General features: G+C 48.2%; 16 protein-coding genes. 6 read left to right on the forward strand and 10 right to left on the reverse strand.

The genetic code is table 11. The features are described from left to right. Positions 1-109 precede the first annotated feature (109 nt). The 9 genes from OH663_RS00855 to OH663_RS00895 are packed head-to-tail and all read right to left on the reverse strand — an operon-like array spanning position 110 to position 11,798. A complete protein-coding gene (locus tag OH663_RS00855) occupies positions 110-469 on the reverse strand; it encodes a hypothetical protein (RefSeq protein WP_045446728.1) in 360 nt (119 codons plus the stop codon). Then, a complete protein-coding gene (locus OH663_RS00860; protein ID WP_200012410.1) occupies positions 453-977 on the reverse strand; it encodes a chemotaxis protein CheW in 525 nt (174 codons plus the stop codon). Before OH663_RS00860 ends, OH663_RS00855 begins: the two co-directional genes overlap by 17 nt. Next, a complete protein-coding gene (locus OH663_RS00865; RefSeq protein ID WP_263525671.1) occupies positions 974-2,665 on the reverse strand; it encodes a diguanylate cyclase in 1,692 nt (563 codons plus the stop codon). Before OH663_RS00865 ends, OH663_RS00860 begins: the two co-directional genes overlap by 4 nt. Before the next feature lie 14 nt (positions 2,666-2,679). Continuing rightward, entirely contained in the window at positions 2,680-3,042 is a 363-nt protein-coding gene (locus OH663_RS00870) for a response regulator (protein WP_045446737.1), read from the reverse strand. 22 nt (positions 3,043-3,064) lie between these two features. After that, on the reverse strand, positions 3,065-5,191 hold the full coding sequence (locus tag OH663_RS00875) for a hybrid sensor histidine kinase/response regulator (protein WP_200012412.1): 2,127 nt from the start codon (positions 5,189-5,191) through the stop codon (positions 3,065-3,067). An 11-nt stretch (positions 5,192-5,202) separates the two neighbouring features. Next, entirely contained in the window at positions 5,203-6,615 is a 1,413-nt protein-coding gene (locus tag OH663_RS00880; RefSeq protein WP_200012414.1) for a CheR family methyltransferase, read from the reverse strand. Continuing rightward, complete coding sequence (locus OH663_RS00885; protein ID WP_045446745.1) at positions 6,612-7,679, reverse strand: chemotaxis protein CheB; 1,068 nt, start codon at positions 7,677-7,679, stop codon at positions 6,612-6,614. Before OH663_RS00885 ends, OH663_RS00880 begins: the two co-directional genes overlap by 4 nt. Continuing rightward, positions 7,676-9,766 (reverse strand): methyl-accepting chemotaxis protein, encoded by a 2,091-nt coding sequence (locus tag OH663_RS00890; protein ID WP_048220677.1) that lies wholly within the window; start codon positions 9,764-9,766, stop codon positions 7,676-7,678. Before OH663_RS00890 ends, OH663_RS00885 begins: the two co-directional genes overlap by 4 nt. Further along, positions 9,759-11,798 carry a sensor domain-containing phosphodiesterase gene (locus OH663_RS00895; RefSeq protein ID WP_413814476.1) on the reverse strand — a complete coding sequence of 680 codons (2,040 nt, stop codon included), beginning with the start codon at positions 11,796-11,798 and terminating at the stop codon, positions 9,759-9,761. The genes OH663_RS00890 and OH663_RS00895 overlap by 8 nt, the downstream gene beginning before the upstream one ends. A 1,026-nt stretch (positions 11,799-12,824) precedes the next feature. Here OH663_RS00895 and OH663_RS00900 point away from each other — a divergent pair. The 5 genes from OH663_RS00900 to lapD are packed head-to-tail and all read left to right on the forward strand — an operon-like array spanning position 12,825 to position 19,458. Further along, a complete protein-coding gene (locus OH663_RS00900; RefSeq protein WP_200012418.1) occupies positions 12,825-15,017 on the forward strand; it encodes a putative bifunctional diguanylate cyclase/phosphodiesterase in 2,193 nt (730 codons plus the stop codon). Continuing rightward, positions 14,983-15,942: an amino acid ABC transporter substrate-binding protein gene (locus tag OH663_RS00905; protein WP_263525685.1), complete on the forward strand. Its 960-nt coding sequence runs from the start codon at positions 14,983-14,985 to the stop codon at positions 15,940-15,942. The genes OH663_RS00900 and OH663_RS00905 overlap by 35 nt, the downstream gene beginning before the upstream one ends. Before the next feature lie 13 nt (positions 15,943-15,955). Then, positions 15,956-16,819, forward strand: coding sequence for a transporter substrate-binding domain-containing protein (locus OH663_RS00910; protein WP_233633553.1), 864 nt, complete (start codon positions 15,956-15,958; stop codon positions 16,817-16,819). Positions 16,820-16,851: 32 nt separating this feature from the next. Further along, a complete protein-coding gene (gene lapG / locus OH663_RS00915) occupies positions 16,852-17,514 on the forward strand; it encodes a cysteine protease LapG (protein WP_417643400.1) in 663 nt (220 codons plus the stop codon). Positions 17,515-17,523: 9 nt separating this feature from the next. Then, complete coding sequence (lapD, locus tag OH663_RS00920; RefSeq protein WP_048220671.1) at positions 17,524-19,458, forward strand: cyclic di-GMP receptor LapD; 1,935 nt, start codon at positions 17,524-17,526, stop codon at positions 19,456-19,458. Between the two features lie 37 nt (positions 19,459-19,495). Here lapD and OH663_RS00925 read toward each other — a convergent pair whose 3' ends face one another. Continuing rightward, on the reverse strand, positions 19,496-19,750 hold the full coding sequence (locus tag OH663_RS00925; RefSeq protein ID WP_413814475.1) for a hypothetical protein: 255 nt from the start codon (positions 19,748-19,750) through the stop codon (positions 19,496-19,498). A gap of 505 nt (positions 19,751-20,255) precedes the next feature. Here OH663_RS00925 and OH663_RS00930 point away from each other — a divergent pair. Further along, positions 20,256-21,599 carry a TolC family outer membrane protein gene (locus OH663_RS00930; protein WP_200009905.1) on the forward strand — a complete coding sequence of 448 codons (1,344 nt, stop codon included), beginning with the start codon at positions 20,256-20,258 and terminating at the stop codon, positions 21,597-21,599. Positions 21,600-21,685 lie beyond the last annotated feature (86 nt).

Genomic DNA, 21,685 nt, shown 5'->3' on the forward strand with positions numbered 1-21,685 from the left:
CGGTAAATAAGACGCCAGGAAAGTGAGCGACTTTAAAAATAAAAAACAAAATGATTTACAGGTAAAATAAATCATGCATATGAAAACGTTCTTGCAACCATATATAAGATCAGCGCCAGCTTAACAGTGGGCTAAACGTTTCGCTGCCTACCAATGCACGAAGGGCAGGCAGGCGACAACCGCGAGCCAGAAGTGGGGGAACCGCAAATATCGTATCACTGGATAGCATTACGTTTTCCAGTTGCCCCCATAAGTACCACCCGCACTCAACACCACTATCCGGGACAAACAGATGTAAATGGCTTCCCTCTTGCGGTTCATCTGCAATACCAAGCCACTGGCTAAAACGCGGGATCTCCGGCAAAACTTGCTCTACCCGCGCACAGCGCTTTACCTGGTTTGCCGGAATGTAAAAATCCTGCACGCCCAGCGTCACGCGCACCGCATCCAGATTAATGAGAGACTTCATAGCCGCTGGTCTCCTGATAGCGGCCAAAGACCAGATCCAGATCGAGCAGGGTGAACCAGGTTTCTGCCACGTTGACCACCCCTGCCGCGATGGTTTGTAGCACCGGAGGAAGAGAATCACCTGGCTGATGAATCTGACTTTCTGCCACTTCAAGAACATCAATCAGCTTATCGATCAGGATGCCACTTTGCATTTTCTCACCGCAGCCGATCAGGATCGTACGTTTTCCCGCCGGGTTAGCTACGGGTTTATCAATGAGACTATCCAGCCTCATCACCGACTCGACCCGCCCGCGATAGTTGATCACCCCTTCCAGCATTGGCGCACAGCACGGTACCCAGGAGATAGGACGTTCCGCGAGGATCTCTTTGATCTGAGCGCCATAGAACGCAAAATTATTCTCTGCCAGTTGAAATAACACCAGCGTACGCTGCGGCTCATCAACACTTTCGCACTCAGGCTTTTCACCATGATTCAGCGCGAGAATTTGCTCCAGTTGTTGGCTCATACTCTCTCCTTTTCTTCTGCAATACAGTAGGTATTGCGACCCTTTTGCTTCGCGGCATACAGCGCCTGATCGGAACGTTCGCGGAGTACTTCAATACGATCGCCAAATTGCCACTGCGCAATACCTGCGCTAAAGGTACTGTGAAAACGGGTGTCATTGACGGAGAAAACAACCTGCTCGTAATCCTTGCGTAATCGCTCCACCACCAGCGCGGCGGTTTCGCTTTTAGTATTAGGCATAATGATGGCGAACTCCTCTCCGCCATAGCGGCCCACAATATCTGTGCTGCGCAGGCGATGGGAAAACAGTTGCGAGATCCCCACAATGACCTGATCGCCGACTACATGACCGTAGGTATCGTTAATGCTTTTAAAGCGATCCAGATCGACCATCACCAGACAGAACGGTTTACCGCTGTAGTTTGCTTCAGCGATAGCGCTTTTAAGAAAATGGGTTGTCGTCGAGTGGTTATATAAACCGCTCAGGCTGTCCTGCGACATGCGGGCGCGCAAGGCGCGCATTCTTTCCGCCCGGATAGATACCGCGTGAATGAGCTCCTGAGGATCTGCCTGCTTGAGAATAAAATCCTCCGCACCGATGCGCATTGCGCCAAGCTGCGCCGTCTTGTTGGTCTCGCTGGAGAGATAGGCAATCGGCAGACCAATATGCTGCGGTATTTGGCGGATCAGCTTAGTCAGTTCCTCACCGCTAAACTCGGGCATATGGTAGTCCATCAGGACAAGGTCGACAGGATGGGAATTCAGAACATGCAGTAAATACTGGGGTTTCTCCAGAACATGCACCTCCATTCCCGCCATACGCAGCATTTCCGCATTGTATTCCGCGACCGCTGGCTCATCATCAATCAGCAACACCTGATAGGGCTTTTTCAGCGACGGCTGGGTCAAACGATGGAGCTCCTGCACTAAGTCAGTAATGGAAGCCGGTTTGACATAATAGCCGTCACAACCTGATTTAATGGCGTTAATCCGCGCCTTAAAGTCGCTATGGCACGAGAGGAACAGTACCGGAAAAGCCGTTCCAACCTTATTCTTCAGATCTGACATGGTCAGCGGACCGCCGTAGGCGTTATCCGGAAAACTGACATCCATGATCACCACCGAAGGCGGCTGCGACAGCACGGCCTGAGAAAAATCATCTGTGTTGGCGAAAACATGGCAGGTAAAACCAAAACAGCGCAACTGAGTAGCAAGCAGTTCAACCTGGTCGACATCATCATCACACAGATAGATCGGTTTGCTGGTCCGACGGACGAATCCTTCATTTGTGCGTGATGAGGCGATCGGTAATTTGAAATCCGTATCGCTGATACGATGTTCAAGATTGAGTTGCTCTTGCGTCAGGGTATACAGCCACCTGATTATTCGACGTAGCTCGTCGGAATGCAGTTTGCTTTGCTCCAGCACCGGATCTGCAAGTAAACGCTCACCTTCAGCAGAGGCATTCGCCAGAGGGGTAAAACCAAACGAGCCAGCCGAACCATGGATACTGTGTAGTAGAATGTGCAACTGTTTCCGACAACCTTCACTGGGTTCTTCGACCAGTTGAATCAATAACCTTTCCGCTTGAGCCAGCATGTCGGGGATACGGCGCAAAAACCCCTGCCGCAGACGCGATATCTTTTCCTGTGCAGCCGCCATGGCAATGTGCTTATTATCTTGTTTCATCGTAAGGTTATGGCTTATTCAGTAACAGCAGCAGGCTGCAGTAACGCATTAACCGCAGCGCCCAGATTTTCCGCCAGGTTTTCATCTTTCTTCACCCAACGGTCATACGGTACGTCACTTCCAGTGACTTCATTTGCACTCAGCAAAATGAAGGGTTTAGGCCAATCCTGAGCGCGCAGAAGCGCCAGCAGATCCAGTCCGCTAATTTCAGGCATATGCAGATCGCTAATGACCAGATCGATATTTTTTTCTGAATCAAGACACGCTAAGGCGGAGATTGCACTTTCCACAATCACCACATCGTAGCCGTCCATTTCCAGGAAAACAGACGCCAGTTCAGCCGCAAAGAGATCATCATCAACTAATAAAATTCGCATCTTCTCTCTCGATTTTGCGCCATCAGCACAAAAGCATTTTTAATGTTTTTATCAGGCTGTCCTGCTCAAAATCGCCCTTCGCGATGTAAGCATCCGCCCCCACCTGAATTCCCCGACGACGGTCTTCTTCCTTCGCACGGGAGGTCACGATAATGATCGGTGTGTGTTGGTAGTTCTTCTCCCCACGCAACGATTTCGTGAAGGTAAAACCGTCCATAAACGGCATTTCCACATCGGTAAGCACGGCATCAAACTGGGTCAGCTTTGCTTTTTGCAACCCGGACAACCCATCCTCCGCCAGCGTGACCTGATAACCGTGAGCTTCCAGCACATTTTTCTCTATCTCTCGGGTATTCAGTGAGTCATCGACCACCAGCACATGCCATGCATTTTGTACGGCGTTAACCGGCTGAACGACCGGGCTGGTTTGTCGCGATTGTTGCGCCATCGCCATCAGAGCGGGGACTTGCAGAATGCTGACCAGTTGGTTATCCGGCGTCTGAACCATTCCGGACACCAGCGACTGCTGTTGCATATGCTTTGGTAACGGTTTGATCATCATCTTGCGTTCATCGAGCAGCTTATCTACCCGCAGCGCCATCTTGCTGTACTGGTTCTGCACGATGATTAAACGTTGCCCTGTCGATGGCAAACTCCCCTGGCGCTCCTGAATCCTCAGCAGAGCACCTGCGCAGACCACCGGAATAAACTCGTTATGCAAAATAATGGCCGGGCGTCCGGCAATATCGCTAATACTCTCGGGAGTACACTCCACCACCTCAACCACATACTGAGCCGCCAACCCGAACAGATGGCCTTGCTCTTCAAATTGCAGGATGCGCATCATCGTCAGTGAGACCGGTAAACGCAGAGTGAAGCTCGTTCCTACCCCCTGTCGGCTATAAACCTGCAGATCCCCCTGCAGATCGGTGACCACCGTTTTACGCACGACATCAAGACCTACACCGCGACCTGAAAGCTCAGAAACAATCTGGCTGGTAGAAAATCCGGGATGAAAAATAAGCTCGTTACACTCCTGTTCCGAGAGCTGTCCGGCCATGGAGGCAGGCACCAATCCTTTACTCACCGCTTTTGCGCTGATTGCCGGGTAATTCAGACCACGACCATCATCCTCCACGCGCAATAATATTCCGCTGCCATCTTGCTGCGTGGTAATGGTAATCGTGCCGCGCGTGGATTTACCGAGCGCCAGTCGCTCATCGATTTCCCCAATGCCGTGATCGACCGCATTACGCAGTAAATGCGTCAGTGACTCTGACAGTCGGTCAATTAGCTGACGGTCAATTTCCACTTCTCCCCCGACAAAGCGGCAAACCACCTGCTTGTTCAGGGTGGAGGCCAGTTCACTGACCTGGAGGGAGATCGGCTCAAATAAGGTTGAAAGCGGGAGCATACGGATCCGTGCCGCCACGTCGTACAGTTCGAACATTTGCAAATGCTGGACCTGAACGCTCTCCTTCAACTGGGCACTGAAATCGCGGATTTGCTGACGAAGCTGCTCTGCGCTCAGTCCTAACAGTCGCGGAACAAGCTGACTCAGGTTTTGTATCTGCTGTTCGAGGCGGTCATGGCCAGCGACAACTTCCCCCAGAATATCTATCAGACTGTCCAGTTTATTCAGTTTTACACGAACAAAATCAGCTTGTTTAATGCCGCCGTCCACAGCGATCGAGCCCGTCGAAGCCGCATTTTTTTCTGATTGCCCGCTTGCTTCCACCACCAACGAGACACTTTCTCCGCGGCTCGCACAGGCAAGTCGTTCACACAACCCCGAATCTGCTGGCGGCAGTTGGTTATCCCCCTCACTGACAAAGAGCTGGGTCAGTTGGTTTGAAAGATACTCCACGGACTCATGAATCAGGTTGCCAAGCCCCCTGTCAGGCGTCAGTTTTTTATCCCGCAGCTCGCTCAGAACGTCCTCAAGATGATGGGTGACATCTGCGATGCTCTGCAGTTTCAACATCCGTGCGCCCCCCTTCAGGGTATGCGCGGCCCGAAACATCTCACCGATTAAAGCATCGGTATGTTCATCAGCAGAGAGCAGAAATGCCCCCTCACTGATCGTCTGCAAATGACCTCTCCCTTCATCAATAAAACGCAGCACGAATTTTTTCAGATCGATAGCCATAATCGTTCTTGTTACCCGCTTTGATGGGCGAATTGCGCCAGTTGATGTTCGCAAAGAAAACGAAACGTATTGCCAGGAAAGACCATAGGTAAACGCAGACGACAAACCGTAGAAGGATTCTTCATTTCATCGTTGAGCAATTGCATCACCACGCGATACGTGCGCTGTGCGGGTTGCCGCAGCTCGCTTTGTCGATACATTTCGGCCAGATAATAGTGGGCGGGCCAATATCCAGGCTCCTGATAGACGACCTGTTTGAACCATGCGATTGCCTGCTGTGTCTGGTGCTGCCACATCATTGCCAGGCCGAGCAGCATTTTGGCTTCCGCTGACCACTCATCCTGCGCGAGGATCTGTTGCGCATTACCGGCGGTCTGAGAAAACTCGCACTGCTCGAGGGCAATCACCCCCTGAATAATCAGCGCATCCTGATTACATGGATCATTACGCAATACGCAGGCAATACATTCCTCAGCCTCAGAAAAGCATTTTTCATCGAGGCAGACGCGTGCCTTTTTCAGCCAGTCATCAGACTTAAGAGCCGTTGGCGCAGGTGGTTCGATAACAACGGGAGGTGCTGTAAGGGGCGTTCGTACCGCAACCCTGGGCGTGGGTACGACCCGGAGAGATTCGCTATGGTGGCAAAAATAGAAGATACCGTCTTCTTGCTCCAGCTTAAGGATGTCGAAATTGTTGGCCAGCGTTTCCGCATTACCAAAGAACAACGCTCCCCATGGCTGCAGCATCTTCAGCAAATTACCGTGCAGTTCGCGGCGTGTTGGCGTGTCGAAGTAGATAGACACATTGCGCAGCAAAATGATGTCAATCTCTGGCAGGAATTGCTCTTTTATAATGTTAGCGCGGTGAAACGTGACTTTTTCACGGATCGCATCATGCAGACGGTACTGATTGCCTGTACGGGTAAAGTAGCGCTGCTGGATAAGCGGTTCGACACCACGAAACGAGTAGCTGGAATAATTGCCATTTCTGGCTTTGGCCAGGATCGCCGGGTCAATGTCACAACCGTAGATTTCGACCCGCCCCGCCATGTCATCGTGGTATTTTTCATGCAACTTGATCGCCAGCGAGTAAGCTTCTTCCCCTGATGAACATCCTGCGCTCAGGATGCGTACCGGTCCGCTACGTTGCTGCAGGAGACGAGGCACCCATTTGTCACAGATTAAATCCAGCGTATCGCTTTCGCGAAAAAAATAGGTTTCGTTAATCGTAATCAGCGTAATGAAACTATCGAACTCATCCTGAGAAAGGCGGAGTTGCTCATAGTATTCATAATAATTACTGATAGCCCGCTCAGCCATTCGTCGACTCAGCGCCGATTTCAGCAGTGCTTCCATCGCATTATCAAAGTGCAAACCAACCCGGTCCTTTATCAACCGGGCATAATCAGGGAGATTGGGTATCATGGCAATTGGCTCTCGAAATGCCCGTGAAAAGCCATCGACAGCAGGACCTTTGCGAGACCATCCAGCGGGATCGTGCGATGTATCAGTTGCTTGTCGATAGCGTTCTTGTTCATACCAAAAACAACAGAACTTTCTTCATCCTGCGCCAGCGTTCTGCCTCCACGCTGGAAAATGAGTTCAATGCCACGACAGCCGTCGCTCCCCATCCCGGTCATAATCAACCCGACAGCTTTTTCACCGAACACTTCTGCGACCGACTCCAGTAGCAGATTACAGCTCGGGTGATAAACATCACTGTCCTGTCGCGGGATCGCTGCCAGACGTTGATCGCTTTTAACAATCAAATGTTGCTCAGGCGGTAATACATACACATACCCCGCTTCCACCCGATCATCTTCCTGCGCCAGTCGCACCTTCAGATCGGTCACGCTGTCCAGCCAGTGCACCATATTTTTCGCAAAACCATCGGCAATATGTTGGGCAATGAGTACCGGACAGGGGAACGTACCGGGTAAATCCTGCAGTAGCTTGCTTAGCGCCTGCGGCCCTCCGGTCGAGCAGGCTATCGCCAGCACAAAGGGCCAGTCTGCTGTAGTCTTTATCGCATCCATCACCGGGTGAATGACCGGGATTATCGGCTCTGTAGGATGGCGTAATCCCTTGATATGACGGATCACTTTCACCCCCACCAGCAGTTCCACTTTGCGATGTAGCGCGTTTGTCGATAAAGGCGCATCGCTGCGTTGGTGCAATACCGCCAGCGCCCCGCGGGAAATGTAATCCTCATCCCCGTTATTTTCAGCCCCAAAGCGCATGACCAGTATGGGAATAGCTCTGGTCGCCATAATGGTCTCAACGACCTCGACGTTATCGGCGGTCGAGTTTTCCAGCGTCAGGATCAGCAGGTCAGGCATCAGTTGTTGCAACAGTCGAATCGCCTGTCGACGATGGGCGGATTGCCCCACGACCTTAATATGCGGGTGATCTTCCAGTTGCTTAACCAGGTCATTGCGCGAGACGCTGCCCAGGTCGAGGATCAGTACCCGAATGTTGTCGCTGTTCATGCATCCATATCCGTCAGGGTAAATGACGTCGAGGCCTCTTTCAGCGCCTTCGACAACTGCGTCATATCCTGACTTACGATCAGAATGTCTTTGATGGACTGCGAGGTATAGTTACTGGCGACGACAATTTCGCGTAGCGCCATCACCACTTGATTACTTGCCGTTTTCTGCTGCTGTGTTGACAGTGAAATTTGTAGCGCAGCCGTAGACGTTTGTTCTGCGGTAACAACGATATCGTTCAGATGTTCAGCGCTCACTTTACAGGCTCTGGCTCCTGCTTTGATGCTCTCACCGCCTTTTTCCGCATTCAGCACCAGGCGGTTGATCGCATTTTGTATTTCGCTGATCTTATTCTCGATCTCAACTGTCGACTCGGTTACCGAATCGGCCAGGCGACGGATCTCAGCCGCCACAACAGAAAAACGTTTTCCAGCTTCTCCGGCACTGGCCGCTTCCAGCGCCGCATTGAAGGCAATCAGTTTAGTTTGATCCGCGACGCTATTAATAATCACCATTACGCGACTGATTTCCGTCGACTTGTTGCCGAGCATCATGATTTCTCGCATGTTTTGCTGATTATCGTTGTCGATATCCGTCATACGCATCAGCAATTGCGACATGGAATCTGAGCCTTTGTTGCAATCTTCCAGCGTCTGATTTGCAATATCGACGACCGCGCGCGAATGCTCGGCTATCTGGGTGGAGGAGGCTGACAGCTCCTCCATCGTAGAGGTGATTTCCGCTACCGAAGATGACGTCTCCACGCTGGTTGATGCCTGCCCATCTACAGCTTCAGTAATATGCAGCGATGCCTGATGTACCGAATTGGCGTGAGAGACCATATCCCCCACCAGCGAGTGCAGGCGCTGACGCATCATTTCTACCGCGCCAAGCAGTTCGCCAATCTCGTCGTGGTGGTCAACCTGGACATCAACTGTTAAATCACCTTCCGCGATGGTCTGGGCAATTCTCAGCACCCGATTTAAACGGCGTGAAATAAGGAAACGGCTGGCAACGGCAATAAGCAGTAAAATGACTGGCAACAGCAGAGCGGTAAACAGCAATAAACCATTGCGAACAAGGTTGCTGCTCCTGGCAACATCATCCACATAGCTGGTCGTGGCAATGATCCAATTGATCCCTTCAATATATTCATAGACAGCGACTTTGGTCTTGGGAGCAGCACCATAACCGCTCACCCAGTTGTAATAGGTGATCCCATTTTTATGTTCGAGGATATCGGCAAAGAGCTTATAACCATTGGCGTCAGTAATATTGATAGCCTGTTGGTTACTTAGCGAAGGATGCGCCAGCATAAGTCCCGGTTCGAATCCGGCATCCAGCACGTAAGCGTAACCATTTTTACCAATATGCACATCCAGCAGTTGCCTGATAATCGGTTGCAGGGTTTGTTTGACATCAAAACCCACCGCAACAGCGCCAACAACCTGACCGTATTTATCGGCAATTGGCTCATAGTGGCTAATAAACTGCTTTCCAAATAGCGTGACAACGCCAGAAAAAGGTTTGTTTTTCAGCAAGAGCGGTAATGCAGGGTTATCGTGTCCCAATGCTGTCGCCGTCGCCGTGTTACCAGAACTCGCCAGTAACGTACTGCTAACACGAACAAACTGCTCACCTTGCAAAACAAAAGTACTGGCGAATACGCTGGTTAACTCGGTGAAATGCGCGTTGGTATTTGGGTTGCTCAGAACCGCTTTTAATTCAGCTGCATCCATATAGCGCAGCGGTTTTCCTGCGACGTTTTGGTAGTTGTTAATATAAACATTGCTGTAATGCTCAGCATCTCTGGTGACCCTCTGAAACTCATTAGAAATACTGTTATGGAAAATGCGCGTATTGGTCTTAATCATTTCCAGCGCATTGACCTGCAATTCTTTGGACAGATAAGACGATAAAATAAAAGAGGCACCAATCAATAGCGTGGCGATGCACACAACCAGAATCATTCCGAGCTTCATCGCAACACCAGGATGAATATCGCGCAATGAGGATAATAAGCGTGTCCCCGGCCCACCTCGTGATACGGTAACCGAACGTTCTTTTACTTTAATAATGTCACTCATAATTTTTGTTCTCTACCTGAGAAGAAACTGCTCTTTTTTGAGTCATAATTGCGTTAGCGCTACGCTCTTCCAGCGTGAGCAGCGGCGTCGGCTTGCCGATGTGATATCCCTGTAACCACCCCACATTCATTTTTTCCAGGCATGCCTGAATATTGGCGTTTTCAACAAACTCAGCCACCACCTGCATATTCTTCATTTCGGCGACGCGGCAGAATGACTCAACGATGTAGTAGCTGATTTCACTTTCAGTGATCCGTCGAATAAATGAGCCATCTATTTTCAAAATATCTGCTTCGATATTCATCAGACGTGCATGACTGGCGAACCCGGTACCGAAATCATCAATCGCTACGCGGCATCCCAGCTTGCGAATTAAACATAGCGTTTCAACGGTTTGTTCTTTATCTGACAGCGTATCGGCTTCGGTTATCTCAAAAATAACCCGCTGGGGATCCACCGCGTAATCCTGTAAGAGTTTTGTGATCTGCGAGACAATGTTTGAACGGCATACCGTCACCGGGGCCAGATTAATAGAGAAACAACGTTTGGGGTGGCTCGACATCGCTTTCAGAGTATTTTCTATTACCCATAAGTCGATTTCTGGTGCCAATCCAGCCTCATGCGCAACCGGCAGAAAACTATTTGGTGGAATAAATTCCCCCTTATCATTCAGCATGCGGATCAATATTTCATGATACGGATCTTCACCATTGGTACTGACTATTGGCTGAGCCATCAGTACAAATGCATTGTTATCCAGTGCATTTTGTAATGCCGTGCGAATATCCGTTTTATCGACAATGTGGTTACCGAGGATCCGACTATGCTGCGCTTCAAGATTTTCAGGTCGGCCATTGGTCAGCGATAAACCCGCAGCCATGCCCAGTTTGCCAACCAATTGATAGATGTCATCGCTAATATCATTAATCAGGCAATAACCCAGGCCACTACGAAACCCCAGCCGCTGGTTGTTATGAAAGAGGCGAAAACTGTTGGCGGCCTGATACAAATCGCATAATCGCTCGTACGTACAATTTTCAAGCCTGATCAGCAGATCATAACCGGCGTGATAATAAACTTTCTCACTTTCAACTAAATATCGCTGCAGATGTTCAGCCAGAATCTTCTGGTAGCGCGCGCGAAAATGAAAACCATAGCGGCGGGAAAAGAGTTCCAGCTCAGGCAACTGAATCAGGCAGACCGTTGCGTGATCGGTAGTAAATAACTCTGTCTTCAGCGCCCGTAAATTCGCCATTCCCGTCATCGGGTCAGTCAGCCCCAACAACAAGGCCTGGCTAAACCGCTGACGGGTAAATTTAGCCAATGCTCCCATGACAACAATAGTGAGAGAAAAGATAATGATAAGCGTTGAAACCAGCGCCTGATGCAGCATAAAACTTTCGTCGCTGGCGATATAAGTGTCGGTATGCTTACCTAAAATAATTAACACGATTGTCCACACCAACATGGTAAACGAGTGGCCAATCTTTATGGCTCCCCACAGCATTAACGGGAACAGTAGAATCAGGCAATAGAACGAGAAAAAAATATTCGTAATATTCGGTGATGTTAAACATAACATCAGACAAACCAGCAGCGTCCACCATGTAATAACACCGTATGCGCTGACATCACTTTTACCCTGATAGCCAGGGGACTTCTTAAATGTAAACAGATACGACGGGCGACGCAGGATCCGAAAGACTTTGTAGAAAAAGGGAATTCCCGTCAGACAACCGCTGGTGATCCCCTGGATGCGCACCAGCATTTCCAGACTTAATACATGTAAATTAGCCACATCCGGGCGCAGGTTATGATGAAAAAATACGGCCAATATTTTACTTAAAACTAGGTACAGTAAAATATTGAAGCCACATAACCAGACTATGCGATTTAGGCTGATTTTGATGCGACCAAAGCTGGCGCGGCTACGCTTGCCCGTTATTTTGCGGTAAATTGCATAGCTCAATGTTGATGCCATCGTCAGGCATAGCGCATCCACCCATCCATCTTGTGGACCAACCAGAAACATTACCGTCAAAAACAGAATAAATCCTGGTAGTACCCGAAAACCAAAAAGTACCAACGCGGCGGAAAAAACGGCCAACTTGAGATCGTAAACTGTTAAAATATTATTATTGAAAATACAGTAACCGTTAAGATATTGTGCCAGCAGATAAAAAAGTCCAGGCAAGGCTAGTGGCAGGCACCATTCCTGAATACTTTTGACAGAATTTGTCTTTATTATTGCGTCCAAATCAATTTATCCGCTATACACCATGCTCTGGGTAATTCGAGTTGCAGGGCAAGAGTGGCTGCCGACGAGCTTACTGTAGTAAGTGATTCGGATGAATAAACGCAGCCAATGCTTATACAACTTAAAGTATGACGAGCATATACCAACAGGACTTTAATCCCGGCTTTAATGTTACAAACAAATCCATTTGGCTCAGTAGATTAACTATCGTGAAGTTTTTAACATTGAACGCGCACTGAGAAAATAAAGTAAGGTTCTGTAATGAAGAAACCATCTTATTCAGTTCGAATCAGAAAATAAACCATCAGTTATAGATAAAAATGGACATTGCACGAGAGAAGAAATGCTCTTTAGCCTCATAAAAAGGCGCCTAATTCATTGACGCGCCTCAAGTTATAAGTTTCACGCCCACTCATTCCCGGCACATCTTACCAGTGCGCGCAAATTTAATTCCCAGACAGTATTAATGTCAACTTTAATATAATGAAGGAATGATGATAGAAAATATATTTTAATGTACAGTTTTGCCTGTTGACGAAATGGACAGCGTTACCTATATTCGTAACCCGTTATTTTTTCATTACCCTATCTGATCACCTGTAAATCACTTGTGGTGACAGAGGGATTTCATACCTTTCATCTATTGTAAACGGTTGAATACGGTTAGCGCGTAACAACCGGAGCACACATGTAGCGCTGCGCAGTTTCAATATAGTAAGCGAAATAGCCTAATGAGACAGGCTCTGAGCAGTAAAAAGTCTATTCAGCATATATTAGTATTATCAGGAATTAACGAAATCCGTGGCAAAGTCTCTGTTTTCCCTTAAAGCAGTTAAGGGGTGGCAACATTCAATCACCGGCAAAATAACTCAGTTTTTGCTGGCGGGGATCATCATCGCTTTTAGCGCGGGGGCCTTTACCAGTTGGAGTTTGATAGACAACTTTTCCTATCAGCAGTGGGTGCAGAGAGCTGAGGCGAATGCCCAGATCATGACCTACATTATTCGCAGCGTATATACCAACGTTTCAGTTGAAACCAGCGACGCAGGGCAGATATCCCGTATCGTATCGGACAGGCAACTTGGTGATACTGACTCTATTCTCCAGACCGGTTATAACCCTGTAGATGTTCTGGCTCTGGCATCAGTACAAACACATAACCCTACCTGGCTGTTCCTCTATACGCCAGATAAGGGATTTGTAGGCATCAACAATAAATCAGAAGAGGGAGACGGGATAATCTCCTTCGCCGATCGTCGCCCCCATGACGTACTGGTCAATTACTATATCGGGTTCGCCCAAATTAACGGCGAAGAGTGCTTCATCAGTGCTGTGCCTATTCTGACGCCGTCAGGTGAAATCCTCGGTAGTCTGATCAGCAGCATCGGTAAGAAAAGCGATCTGTACGCTGCCTACGATGCGATGCTGAAAAAAAGCGGTGTCATTTTCGTATTAATTTTACTGGTGACGCTGGCGCTGGTAACAATGTTCATGCGTCGCTTATTCCGCCCGGTTCCGCTACTGATTAACTCCCTTACCCGCATTGCCAGGGAAGAAACCGACTGCGTAACCCCTTATCTCGATCAGGACGATGAGATTGGGCATCTGGCAGGCGCTATTGAAAAATTACGGGTTGCCATGAAAGAACGCGGCTATCTGCAGCGCATGCATGAAATGTCGCAAAAGATGGAACATATGGCCCATCATGACTCGCTGACTGGCTTACCAAACCGTGTCTCTTTTGGTCTGGCGCTGGATAAGCGTGTCAGTGAAATCCATCAGGAAGGAAAGCAGTTCAACCTGCTGTTGATTGACCTCGACAACTTCAAGCCAGTGAATGATACCTTCGGCCACAAAGCGGGCGATGAAGTGTTAGTCAACGTTGCCCAGCGTCTGCAGTTACTGCTGGGACCGGATGATATGGCGGCCCGTCTGGGCGGCGATGAATTTGCTATTTTGCAACAGGTCAGCGATAACGCCGTCAAAGAAGCTAATCGCCTGTCAAAGCGCATCATCCGTGCGCTGAGCACACCATTTAGCTCAAGCTCCCACACCTTTTCTATTAGTTGCAGCATTGGCATCACCACCGCACCTTATCAGGGCAATAACACCTCGACATTGATGATCAACGCTGACCTTGCCATGTATGCGTCTAAACATCATGGCCGCGGTTGCTTCCATTTCTTCGAAGATGGCATGGTCATGAAACAAACACACAGCCTGTTCATTAACCAGGAAATTATTGATGGAATTGATAACGAGGAGTTCGAACTGCACTATCAGCCCATCGTTAATCTGGAAGATGAAAGTATCTGCGGATATGAATCACTGATTCGCTGGAATCACCCGACCAAGGGACTGATTTATCCTGATTATTTTATCAATATTGCCGAAAGCTCTGGTCTGATTGTGCGCTTAGGCGAATGGATTATTCGCCAGTCCTGCGAAGCGGCCGCCAAATGGCCGGAACGAATCCGCATTGCTGTCAACGTATCAGCCTACCAGTTGCACAGCCCCGGGCTGGTCGACGTCATCAAAGATGCATTACGCACCAGCCATCTTTCGGCTGACCGCCTTGAAATAGAGATCACCGAATCCGAAAAACTGGATAAATCTATTGCGCTACCCGTTCTGCAAGAGATTCGCTCAATGGGGATCGACATCGCGATGGACGATCTGGGGACAGGATATGCGGCACTGGATTATTTGCTGATCTACCCTTTCACGCGGATCAAGATTGCCCGAACGCTTATCGATAAGCTCGAGCAGGATAATGCCAGTCAGTATTTGATTGTGATGCTGATCCAGTTTGCTCACAAATACAATATCTCAGTCACTGCGGAAGGCGTGGAAACACCGCTCCAGCGCGACATCCTGCGTGATATAAAGTGCAAAAATGTTCAGGGGTACTTCTTTAGCTATCCGCTTCGCGAACGCGAGGTACTGTCTGCTTTTGCCGATGTCCTTATCGAAGAAGAGCCAGCCCATGCCTGAGATATTACGTTTGACGAAGCAAATGCTGCTCGTCGTTTCTTTGTTAATCTCTCTCTCAGCGCACTGCGCAACGAGCCTTCCGCAGGGGATGAACACACTTGAGCAGATTGCCAGTAAGAATACGATCAGCCTCGGTTACCAGGATGATGCGTTTCCGTTCTCTTATCTGGAGGGGAAATCTCCCACTGGCTATTCCATTGATATTTGCAAAAATATCGTCAGCGCACTCAAAACCAAGCTCCAGCTTAAAAATCTGAGAATTGAGTGGGTAAAAGCAAATTCGGCATCACAGTTTGTGCTGATTAAAAAACACATGGCAGATATCATGTGCATTCCTGCTTTTTATTCAAAAAGTCGACACAACCTCAGTGAGTTCTCACTGCCGTTTTACTTTTCCAGTACCCGCTATATGATGCGGAAAAATGAATACAACAACGCTCTGGAAGAACTGTCCGGACACAGCGTCCTGGTAAAAAGCGGAACGGTATACGTAGACCAATTACAAAAAATCAATGCGGCAAATGCCCTGAATATTAACATTGAACTTGATACCAACAACACTATCGCCTTCCATGAGATCCAGAGCGGTGAATATTCTGCGCTTATTTCCAGCACCGTATTACTTAAGGGTATGATTGCACAAGCTGAAAATCCTGAGGACTATAAGTTATCCAATATTGCGCTCAGCGATCCTCTTCCCGCTGGGCTACTAATCCCTTTACACGATAAAGAATTTAAAGAGTTTGTTGATAGCACATTATCCTCACTGATAACCAGCAATGAGTTCACCGTCCTCTACACTAAATGGTTTCAGTCTCCGATACCACCAAAAGCCATCAATTTAAACATCCCCATGTCAGACAATCTGAAAGCATTAACGGCGGCTAAAAAGAAGATCAGTTTTGATTATGAAAAGTATAATTAATAATGAGATGACAATGGTGAAACGCGCCATGCACTGGTTGATCTTACTGGTTGGCATTATCGTGTCCCCTGTACTGATGGCACAGCAGGATGCCTCGACGCTTGAGCATATTCAGAACAACAGCGTACTGAACGTCGGTTATCGTCAGCTCCCTCCCTTCTCCTTTACCGACCACAACGGTAAAGTTACAGGTTATACTATTGCGGTATGTAACATCATTGCGGATAAATTACGCCTGTATTTGAAGCTCGATACCTTGACCATTCATTATATTCCGGTGAATTTTGCTGAGCGATTTTCAGCGTTAAAAAATCGTAAAATAGATATGGACTGTAGTGTAAATGCTAATGCGCCAGAACGTATTTCCAGTGTTTCATTTTCTGTCGATTACTATATCGCAAAAATGCGCATCATCTCTTTACGTAGAAATAATATACATACGATTGAAGATCTAAAAGGAAGAACGGTAAGTCTGCCAGGCAGCTCGAAAGATTTACTGGAATTCAATAAGACCAACAGAGAGAGACATCTCAATATTTCAACGATGACTTCCACAACGATAAACGGTGCATTTAATAAAATGGCGCAGAATGAATCCGCGGCATTCTTTATTGATGATATCCTGGCCTATCCTTTGATTAATCATAGTGAACATCCTGAAATATTCAGTATATCCGCAGAAACAATCGGCACTGATATGCACTATGCGATTATGATGAGGAAAAACGACCCACGGTTTGTGGCGTTTGTAGACAGTACCCTGAAGACTATTTTTGCCTCACAGACAGACGTACAGTTGCGCAAAAAATGGCTGATGCCCTATTCCTGCCAAAATATGAAAAATCAGCCACCAATCGGTTGTCCACAGCGCAATTGAACATTATCAGCGTCTGTTCACTCCCTCGATTATTGCGCCTCTGGAAGCTTCCCGGGGCGCTATTACTGCTATTAGCGGTCAATTCGTTACGTGCAGCATGGGATTTCGCCACGATCATGCAGAAGACCGATGCACTCTATGGACCAGCCAATGCAGTCGCTCAACAGCGTATCAACGCCTGGCAACAGCTTTTAATTCAATTACGTAATGCAGACGAAAAAACGCAATTACGCGAGGTAAACCGGTTTTTTAATATTCAATTACGCTACGCCGAAGATAGCGACATCTGGCATAGCGTGGACTATTGGGCAACACCCGTGGAGTCCCTGCGCAAAGGTGAAGCGGACTGTGAAGACTACGCCATCGCGAAGTATTTCACTCTCCGACAGTTGGGCGTTGCTGACGATAAACTGCGCATCACCTACGTTAAAGCCCTGCGCTATAACAGGGCGCACATGGTGTTGACCTGGTATGCCACGCCTGGCGCCATTCCTCTGGTACTCGATAGCCTGACAAACACCCTTTCACCTGCCACGCAGCGTATGGATTTATTACCTGTTTACTCCTTTAACGAGAGTGGTCTCTGGCTGCCTGGCAATCAGAACAATAAACGTATTGGGGACAGCAAGAGACTTTCTCGCTGGCAGCAAGTATTCACAAAAATGCGGGAAGAAGGCTTCCCAATGGATAAATAGGAATCGTCAGTGTCTCTTTTTAAACAGTTACTATTGGCAATCTCTCTCTTTATGATGATTGTGTTCAGCGGCAGCTTTATCGTGACGCTGGAGAGTTCTCGCAATCAGTACAGCAACCAGCTTCTTGCACATGCCCAGGACGCGGCAACGGCTCTGGGCGTTTCGCTCACACCAAACATCGACGATCCGGCAATGATTGAGCTGATGGTAAGCTCAATTTTTGATAGCGGCTATTACCAAAAAATCCGCATTGTTGATCTGACAAACGGAACAACGATGCTTGAACGGCACGCTGCGGCGTCAATACCGAATGTTCCCGGCTGGTTTGTTGATCTGGTGGATGTGGCACCACAAACAGGCCACGCGACAATCATGCGGGGCTGGCAACAAGGCGCACGCGTGGACGTCACCAGCGATCCTATCTTTGCGGTTCAGCGTCTGTGGAGCAGCACATTAGGTAATCTTATCTGGATGCTTTCCTGCAGCCTCGCCTGCCTGCTCGCAGGCATTCTGCTGTTGCGTAAACTGCTGCGCCCGCTCAATTATCTGGCGAAACAATCGGAAGCCATTACACGTCGCGAATTTTTGACGTTGCAAGAACTGCCTAAAACACCGGAACTACGGCGCGTCGTCGGAGCCATGAATTTGATGGCCACTAAACTCAAATCATTATTTGAAGAACAAGCCATCAACAGCGAGCGCCTGCACAATGAAGCTTATCTCGACAGCCAGACCGGTATTGCAAATCGTCGGGCGTTCGATATGCAGTTACAGGCGCGCCTGAGTGATACCGATACCGCACCAGGATATTTGATGTTGATCCGCGTTCAGGATTTAGGGGGGCTGAACCAGCGGTTTGGTGGGCCACATACCGATAAACTTTTGCTCAACATTGCCAACCTGCTGAATACGCATAAAGCAAAGTATGCTCCCCTCGACAGCACACTCGCCCGTATTCGTGGTGGCGAGTTCGCCCTGATCTGCCCAGGTGTCACACAGGGTGAAATGCTGGAACTGCGCCATTCACTCACGCAAAAGCTGACCTCATTTTATGCCACTGGAATGTCAGACCAGCAGCCGGTCGCCTACTCAAGCATGGTGCCATTCAGCGCTGGAGATAACGCGCAATCGCTGCTGATTCAGGCCGACCGCCAGTTGGTGGAAGCAGAAACGCACACCGACCATCAGGGCGTAACCGCCATCGGGGTGGCAACGGTGAACGAAGATCAGCATTTGTGGTTTGTTCGCCTGGAACAGGCGCTGGAGAACCAGCAATTTCAGTTGGTTTATCAGCCCGTTGTGGATTGTCATCAGCCGGATAAGATCCTGCATTACAAGGTACTGTCGCGCATTGTTGATGAACAGGGTAATACCATTAATGCGGGTCGATTCCTGCCGTGGATCCACCGCTTTGGCTGGAGTCATCGCCTTGACAAGGTAATGTTAAAACTGACCTTAAATCAGCTAAAAATCGCCCCCGGAATGTTAGCATTGAGTATTTCTGGCAGCTCGCTAGCCAGTGCCAGCGCTATTTCCGAGCTCTTAAATCCACTGAGATACTCCCCTAAGCTTGCCAGTCAGTTGATCCTTGAACTGGATGAAAGCCAGTTGCCAGGGCCGGGCCAGATGGCGATGTTTGTTAAAGCAGTGAGTCAGCTTCGCTGCTCGCTGGGCCTGCAACACTTCGGTAGCCGCTTCGATATGATTGGGCATCTTTCGCAATGGGGACTTGCCTGGCTGAAAATCGACAGCAGTTACATCCGCAATATCGATAAAGAAAAAGATAAGCAGTTGTTTATTGAAGTGTTGTGCAACGCCACACGCAGTATTGATTTACCGCTGATTGCTGAGCGTGTTGAAACAGAAGGTGAACTAAAAGTACTACAGGCATTGGGGGTTGACGGTGCAATGGGGCAGCTTTTGGGTGAACCCGCTCCACGTTGAAAAACAGGCAGGCTGCGTAGTAGTCTGCCTGTTGAGATTAAAAAATGCGATCATCGCCGCCAAGTAATTGCTCTAACCCGCCAAGTTCCTGACGGGCGTTCGCACGATTCATCAGTTTAACCTGCGCCTTCGGCGGGAGATCCGTAATGGCAATAACACCTTTACGGATCAACAGGTAAATCAGATCGTCCAGCACGCGTACCATTTCCAGGTCACTCTTTTGCAGCATGGCGAGGAACTGTTGGTTATCAATTTCAACGCTTTTGCTGTCGTTTTCACTCGCGGACTGCATGTTTGTATCAGGTGGTAGCGAATTCATGTTATTGCCTTGTATGTGATGTGACGCGGCTGCCCTGTCCCATAGAGAAGTAATTATTGTTTGGTGAATATGTTTTTTTGGCTATCGGTGAAAACGGCGTACCGTGAACAGCACTCGGCGTTAAGCACCTCGAGTAATTTCCTGACCATAACCTTACTCAACTCTCATCATTATTTTTATAACCCTATTAATAAACTCACAAACAAATATCACATTAAATTAATGTAAACATTAAACACTCAATATGGAAAAATACACATTTTTAAAAACGTATTTATATGAGACTTGACTGACAAATGAATATAATAAAAAATAACTAAAATTAAAACACGATATGACAGAACATGTTTCTGAATAGCCGCATGCAATATTCGATCTGGATAATTCATGTTTGTTAATTAATATCACGCATTTGTAAAAATAGATGATGGTGAAGACATATGGATGTCATAACCGTGAGATACAGGGCATTCATGTTATGAAGATATTTTTAGTTTTTCTGCTTTCGTTGTTTTCAATAAATTCAGCCTCTGCAGAAGACTTACGCAACACCGTTAAAGATGCATTAGCTAATCATCCAGAAGTTAATGCGGCGATAAATAGTCGTTACTCTTCAGAACAAGATCTTCGTGCCGCACAAGGTGGGTATTTACCGTCGCTGAATTTGAATGCGGAGGCTGGACGCAAAAATATTGATGATGCAACAACCCGCGCCGCTGGCAGCGCTAACGGTATGACCCAGTCTCCCAATGAGGCAACGCTTAGCCTGGAGCAAAATGTGTTTAATGGTTTTGCAACCACCAGCGAAGTCGCCCGGCAAAAAGCCACCGTTGACTCACGCGCTTACAGCGTTATGAACACCAGCGAAAACACTGCATTCTCTGTGATTCAGGCCTACTTTGATGTGCTGCAACGTGAAGAATTTGTCCGCCTTGCCGAGGACGATCTGGCAAACCATGAACGCATTTACGATCAAATAAAACTTCGTACCGATCAGGGCGTTGGCCGTTCAGGCGACTTTATGCAAGCTGAAGCTCGCCTGGCGCAAGCACGTAACAATTTGCTGACCGAGCAAACCAATCTTGAAGATGCGAAAACCACCTTTTTCAGCGTAACAGGTATGGATCCGGAAGGTTTAAGCCAGCCGGAAAGCATCGATACACAGCTCCCGACCTCGCTTGAAGACGCCAAAAGTAGGATGGAGAAAAACAGTCCATTACTGAAGTCTGCCAATGCGGATATTGAAGCCGCACACCAGCAGTACGAAGCGACAAAATCAACCTTCTATCCACGTGTTGACGTTGAACTGTCACGCGGGATCAGCAACAACACGGATACCACCAGTGCGCACGCGGAACAGTGGGAGGCGATGGTAAAACTGCATTACAACCTGTACCAGGGCGGCAGCGACAAAGCGACTATGGATTCTCGCGCCTACCTGCATAAGCAGGCTCAGGATGTGCGCAATAACACATTACGACAGATGAATCAGGAATTGCGTCTGGCCTGGACTGCATTACAAAACGCACGTGCCCAGCTACCATCGGCAGAAGAATATGCCGACCGTAGCGTAAAAGTACGTACCGCTTATCAGGATCAATTTAGTCTTGGCGAACGTACACTACTGGATTTACTTGATAGTGAAAATGAAGTTTTCTCATCAAAACGTCGGCTTGTTGAATTGCGATATCTGGCTGTAACCAGCGGCTATCGTATTAGCGAAAGAACGGGTGAATTATTGAATGTTCTAAAAATCACCCCGCCTCCATCAGGGCAACCAGTGGATTCTGAAGAAGAAACCAACTTACCCGAACTGCATTAATAATAAATTAAAATAAATCTCTGACTCCGCACACTTATCATTAGCTTGCTATTATTTTAAGTGTGCGTTCAGAAATGGTTGCTAAA

The organism is Citrobacter sp. Marseille-Q5395 (genome assembly GCF_947057495.1).
Lineage (GTDB): Bacteria > Pseudomonadota > Gammaproteobacteria > Enterobacterales > Enterobacteriaceae > Citrobacter > Citrobacter murliniae.

Coding starts and splice junctions, on each gene's coding strand:
- OH663_RS00910 (WP_233633553.1), top strand. CDS start 15,956: ATGGTGAAACGCGCCATGCACTGGTTGATCTTACTGGTTGGCATTATC.
- OH663_RS00895 (WP_413814476.1), bottom strand. CDS start 11,798: ATGTTTCTGGTTGGTCCACAAGATGGATGGGTGGATGCGCTATGCCTG.
- OH663_RS00865 (WP_263525671.1), bottom strand. CDS start 2,665: ATGAAACAAGATAATAAGCACATTGCCATGGCGGCTGCACAGGAAAAG.
- OH663_RS00860 (WP_200012410.1), bottom strand. CDS start 977: ATGAGCCAACAACTGGAGCAAATTCTCGCGCTGAATCATGGTGAAAAG.
- OH663_RS00880 (WP_200012414.1), bottom strand. CDS start 6,615: ATGATACCCAATCTCCCTGATTATGCCCGGTTGATAAAGGACCGGGTT.
- OH663_RS00870 (WP_045446737.1), bottom strand. CDS start 3,042: ATGCGAATTTTATTAGTTGATGATGATCTCTTTGCGGCTGAACTGGCG.
- OH663_RS00890 (WP_048220677.1), bottom strand. CDS start 9,766: ATGAGTGACATTATTAAAGTAAAAGAACGTTCGGTTACCGTATCACGA.
- OH663_RS00855 (WP_045446728.1), bottom strand. CDS start 469: ATGAAGTCTCTCATTAATCTGGATGCGGTGCGCGTGACGCTGGGCGTG.
- OH663_RS00930 (WP_200009905.1), top strand. CDS start 20,256: ATGAAGATATTTTTAGTTTTTCTGCTTTCGTTGTTTTCAATAAATTCA.
- OH663_RS00905 (WP_263525685.1), top strand. CDS start 14,983: ATGTCCTTATCGAAGAAGAGCCAGCCCATGCCTGAGATATTACGTTTG.
- OH663_RS00925 (WP_413814475.1), bottom strand. CDS start 19,750: ATGCAGTCCGCGAGTGAAAACGACAGCAAAAGCGTTGAAATTGATAAC.
- OH663_RS00885 (WP_045446745.1), bottom strand. CDS start 7,679: ATGAACAGCGACAACATTCGGGTACTGATCCTCGACCTGGGCAGCGTC.
- OH663_RS00875 (WP_200012412.1), bottom strand. CDS start 5,191: ATGGCTATCGATCTGAAAAAATTCGTGCTGCGTTTTATTGATGAAGGG.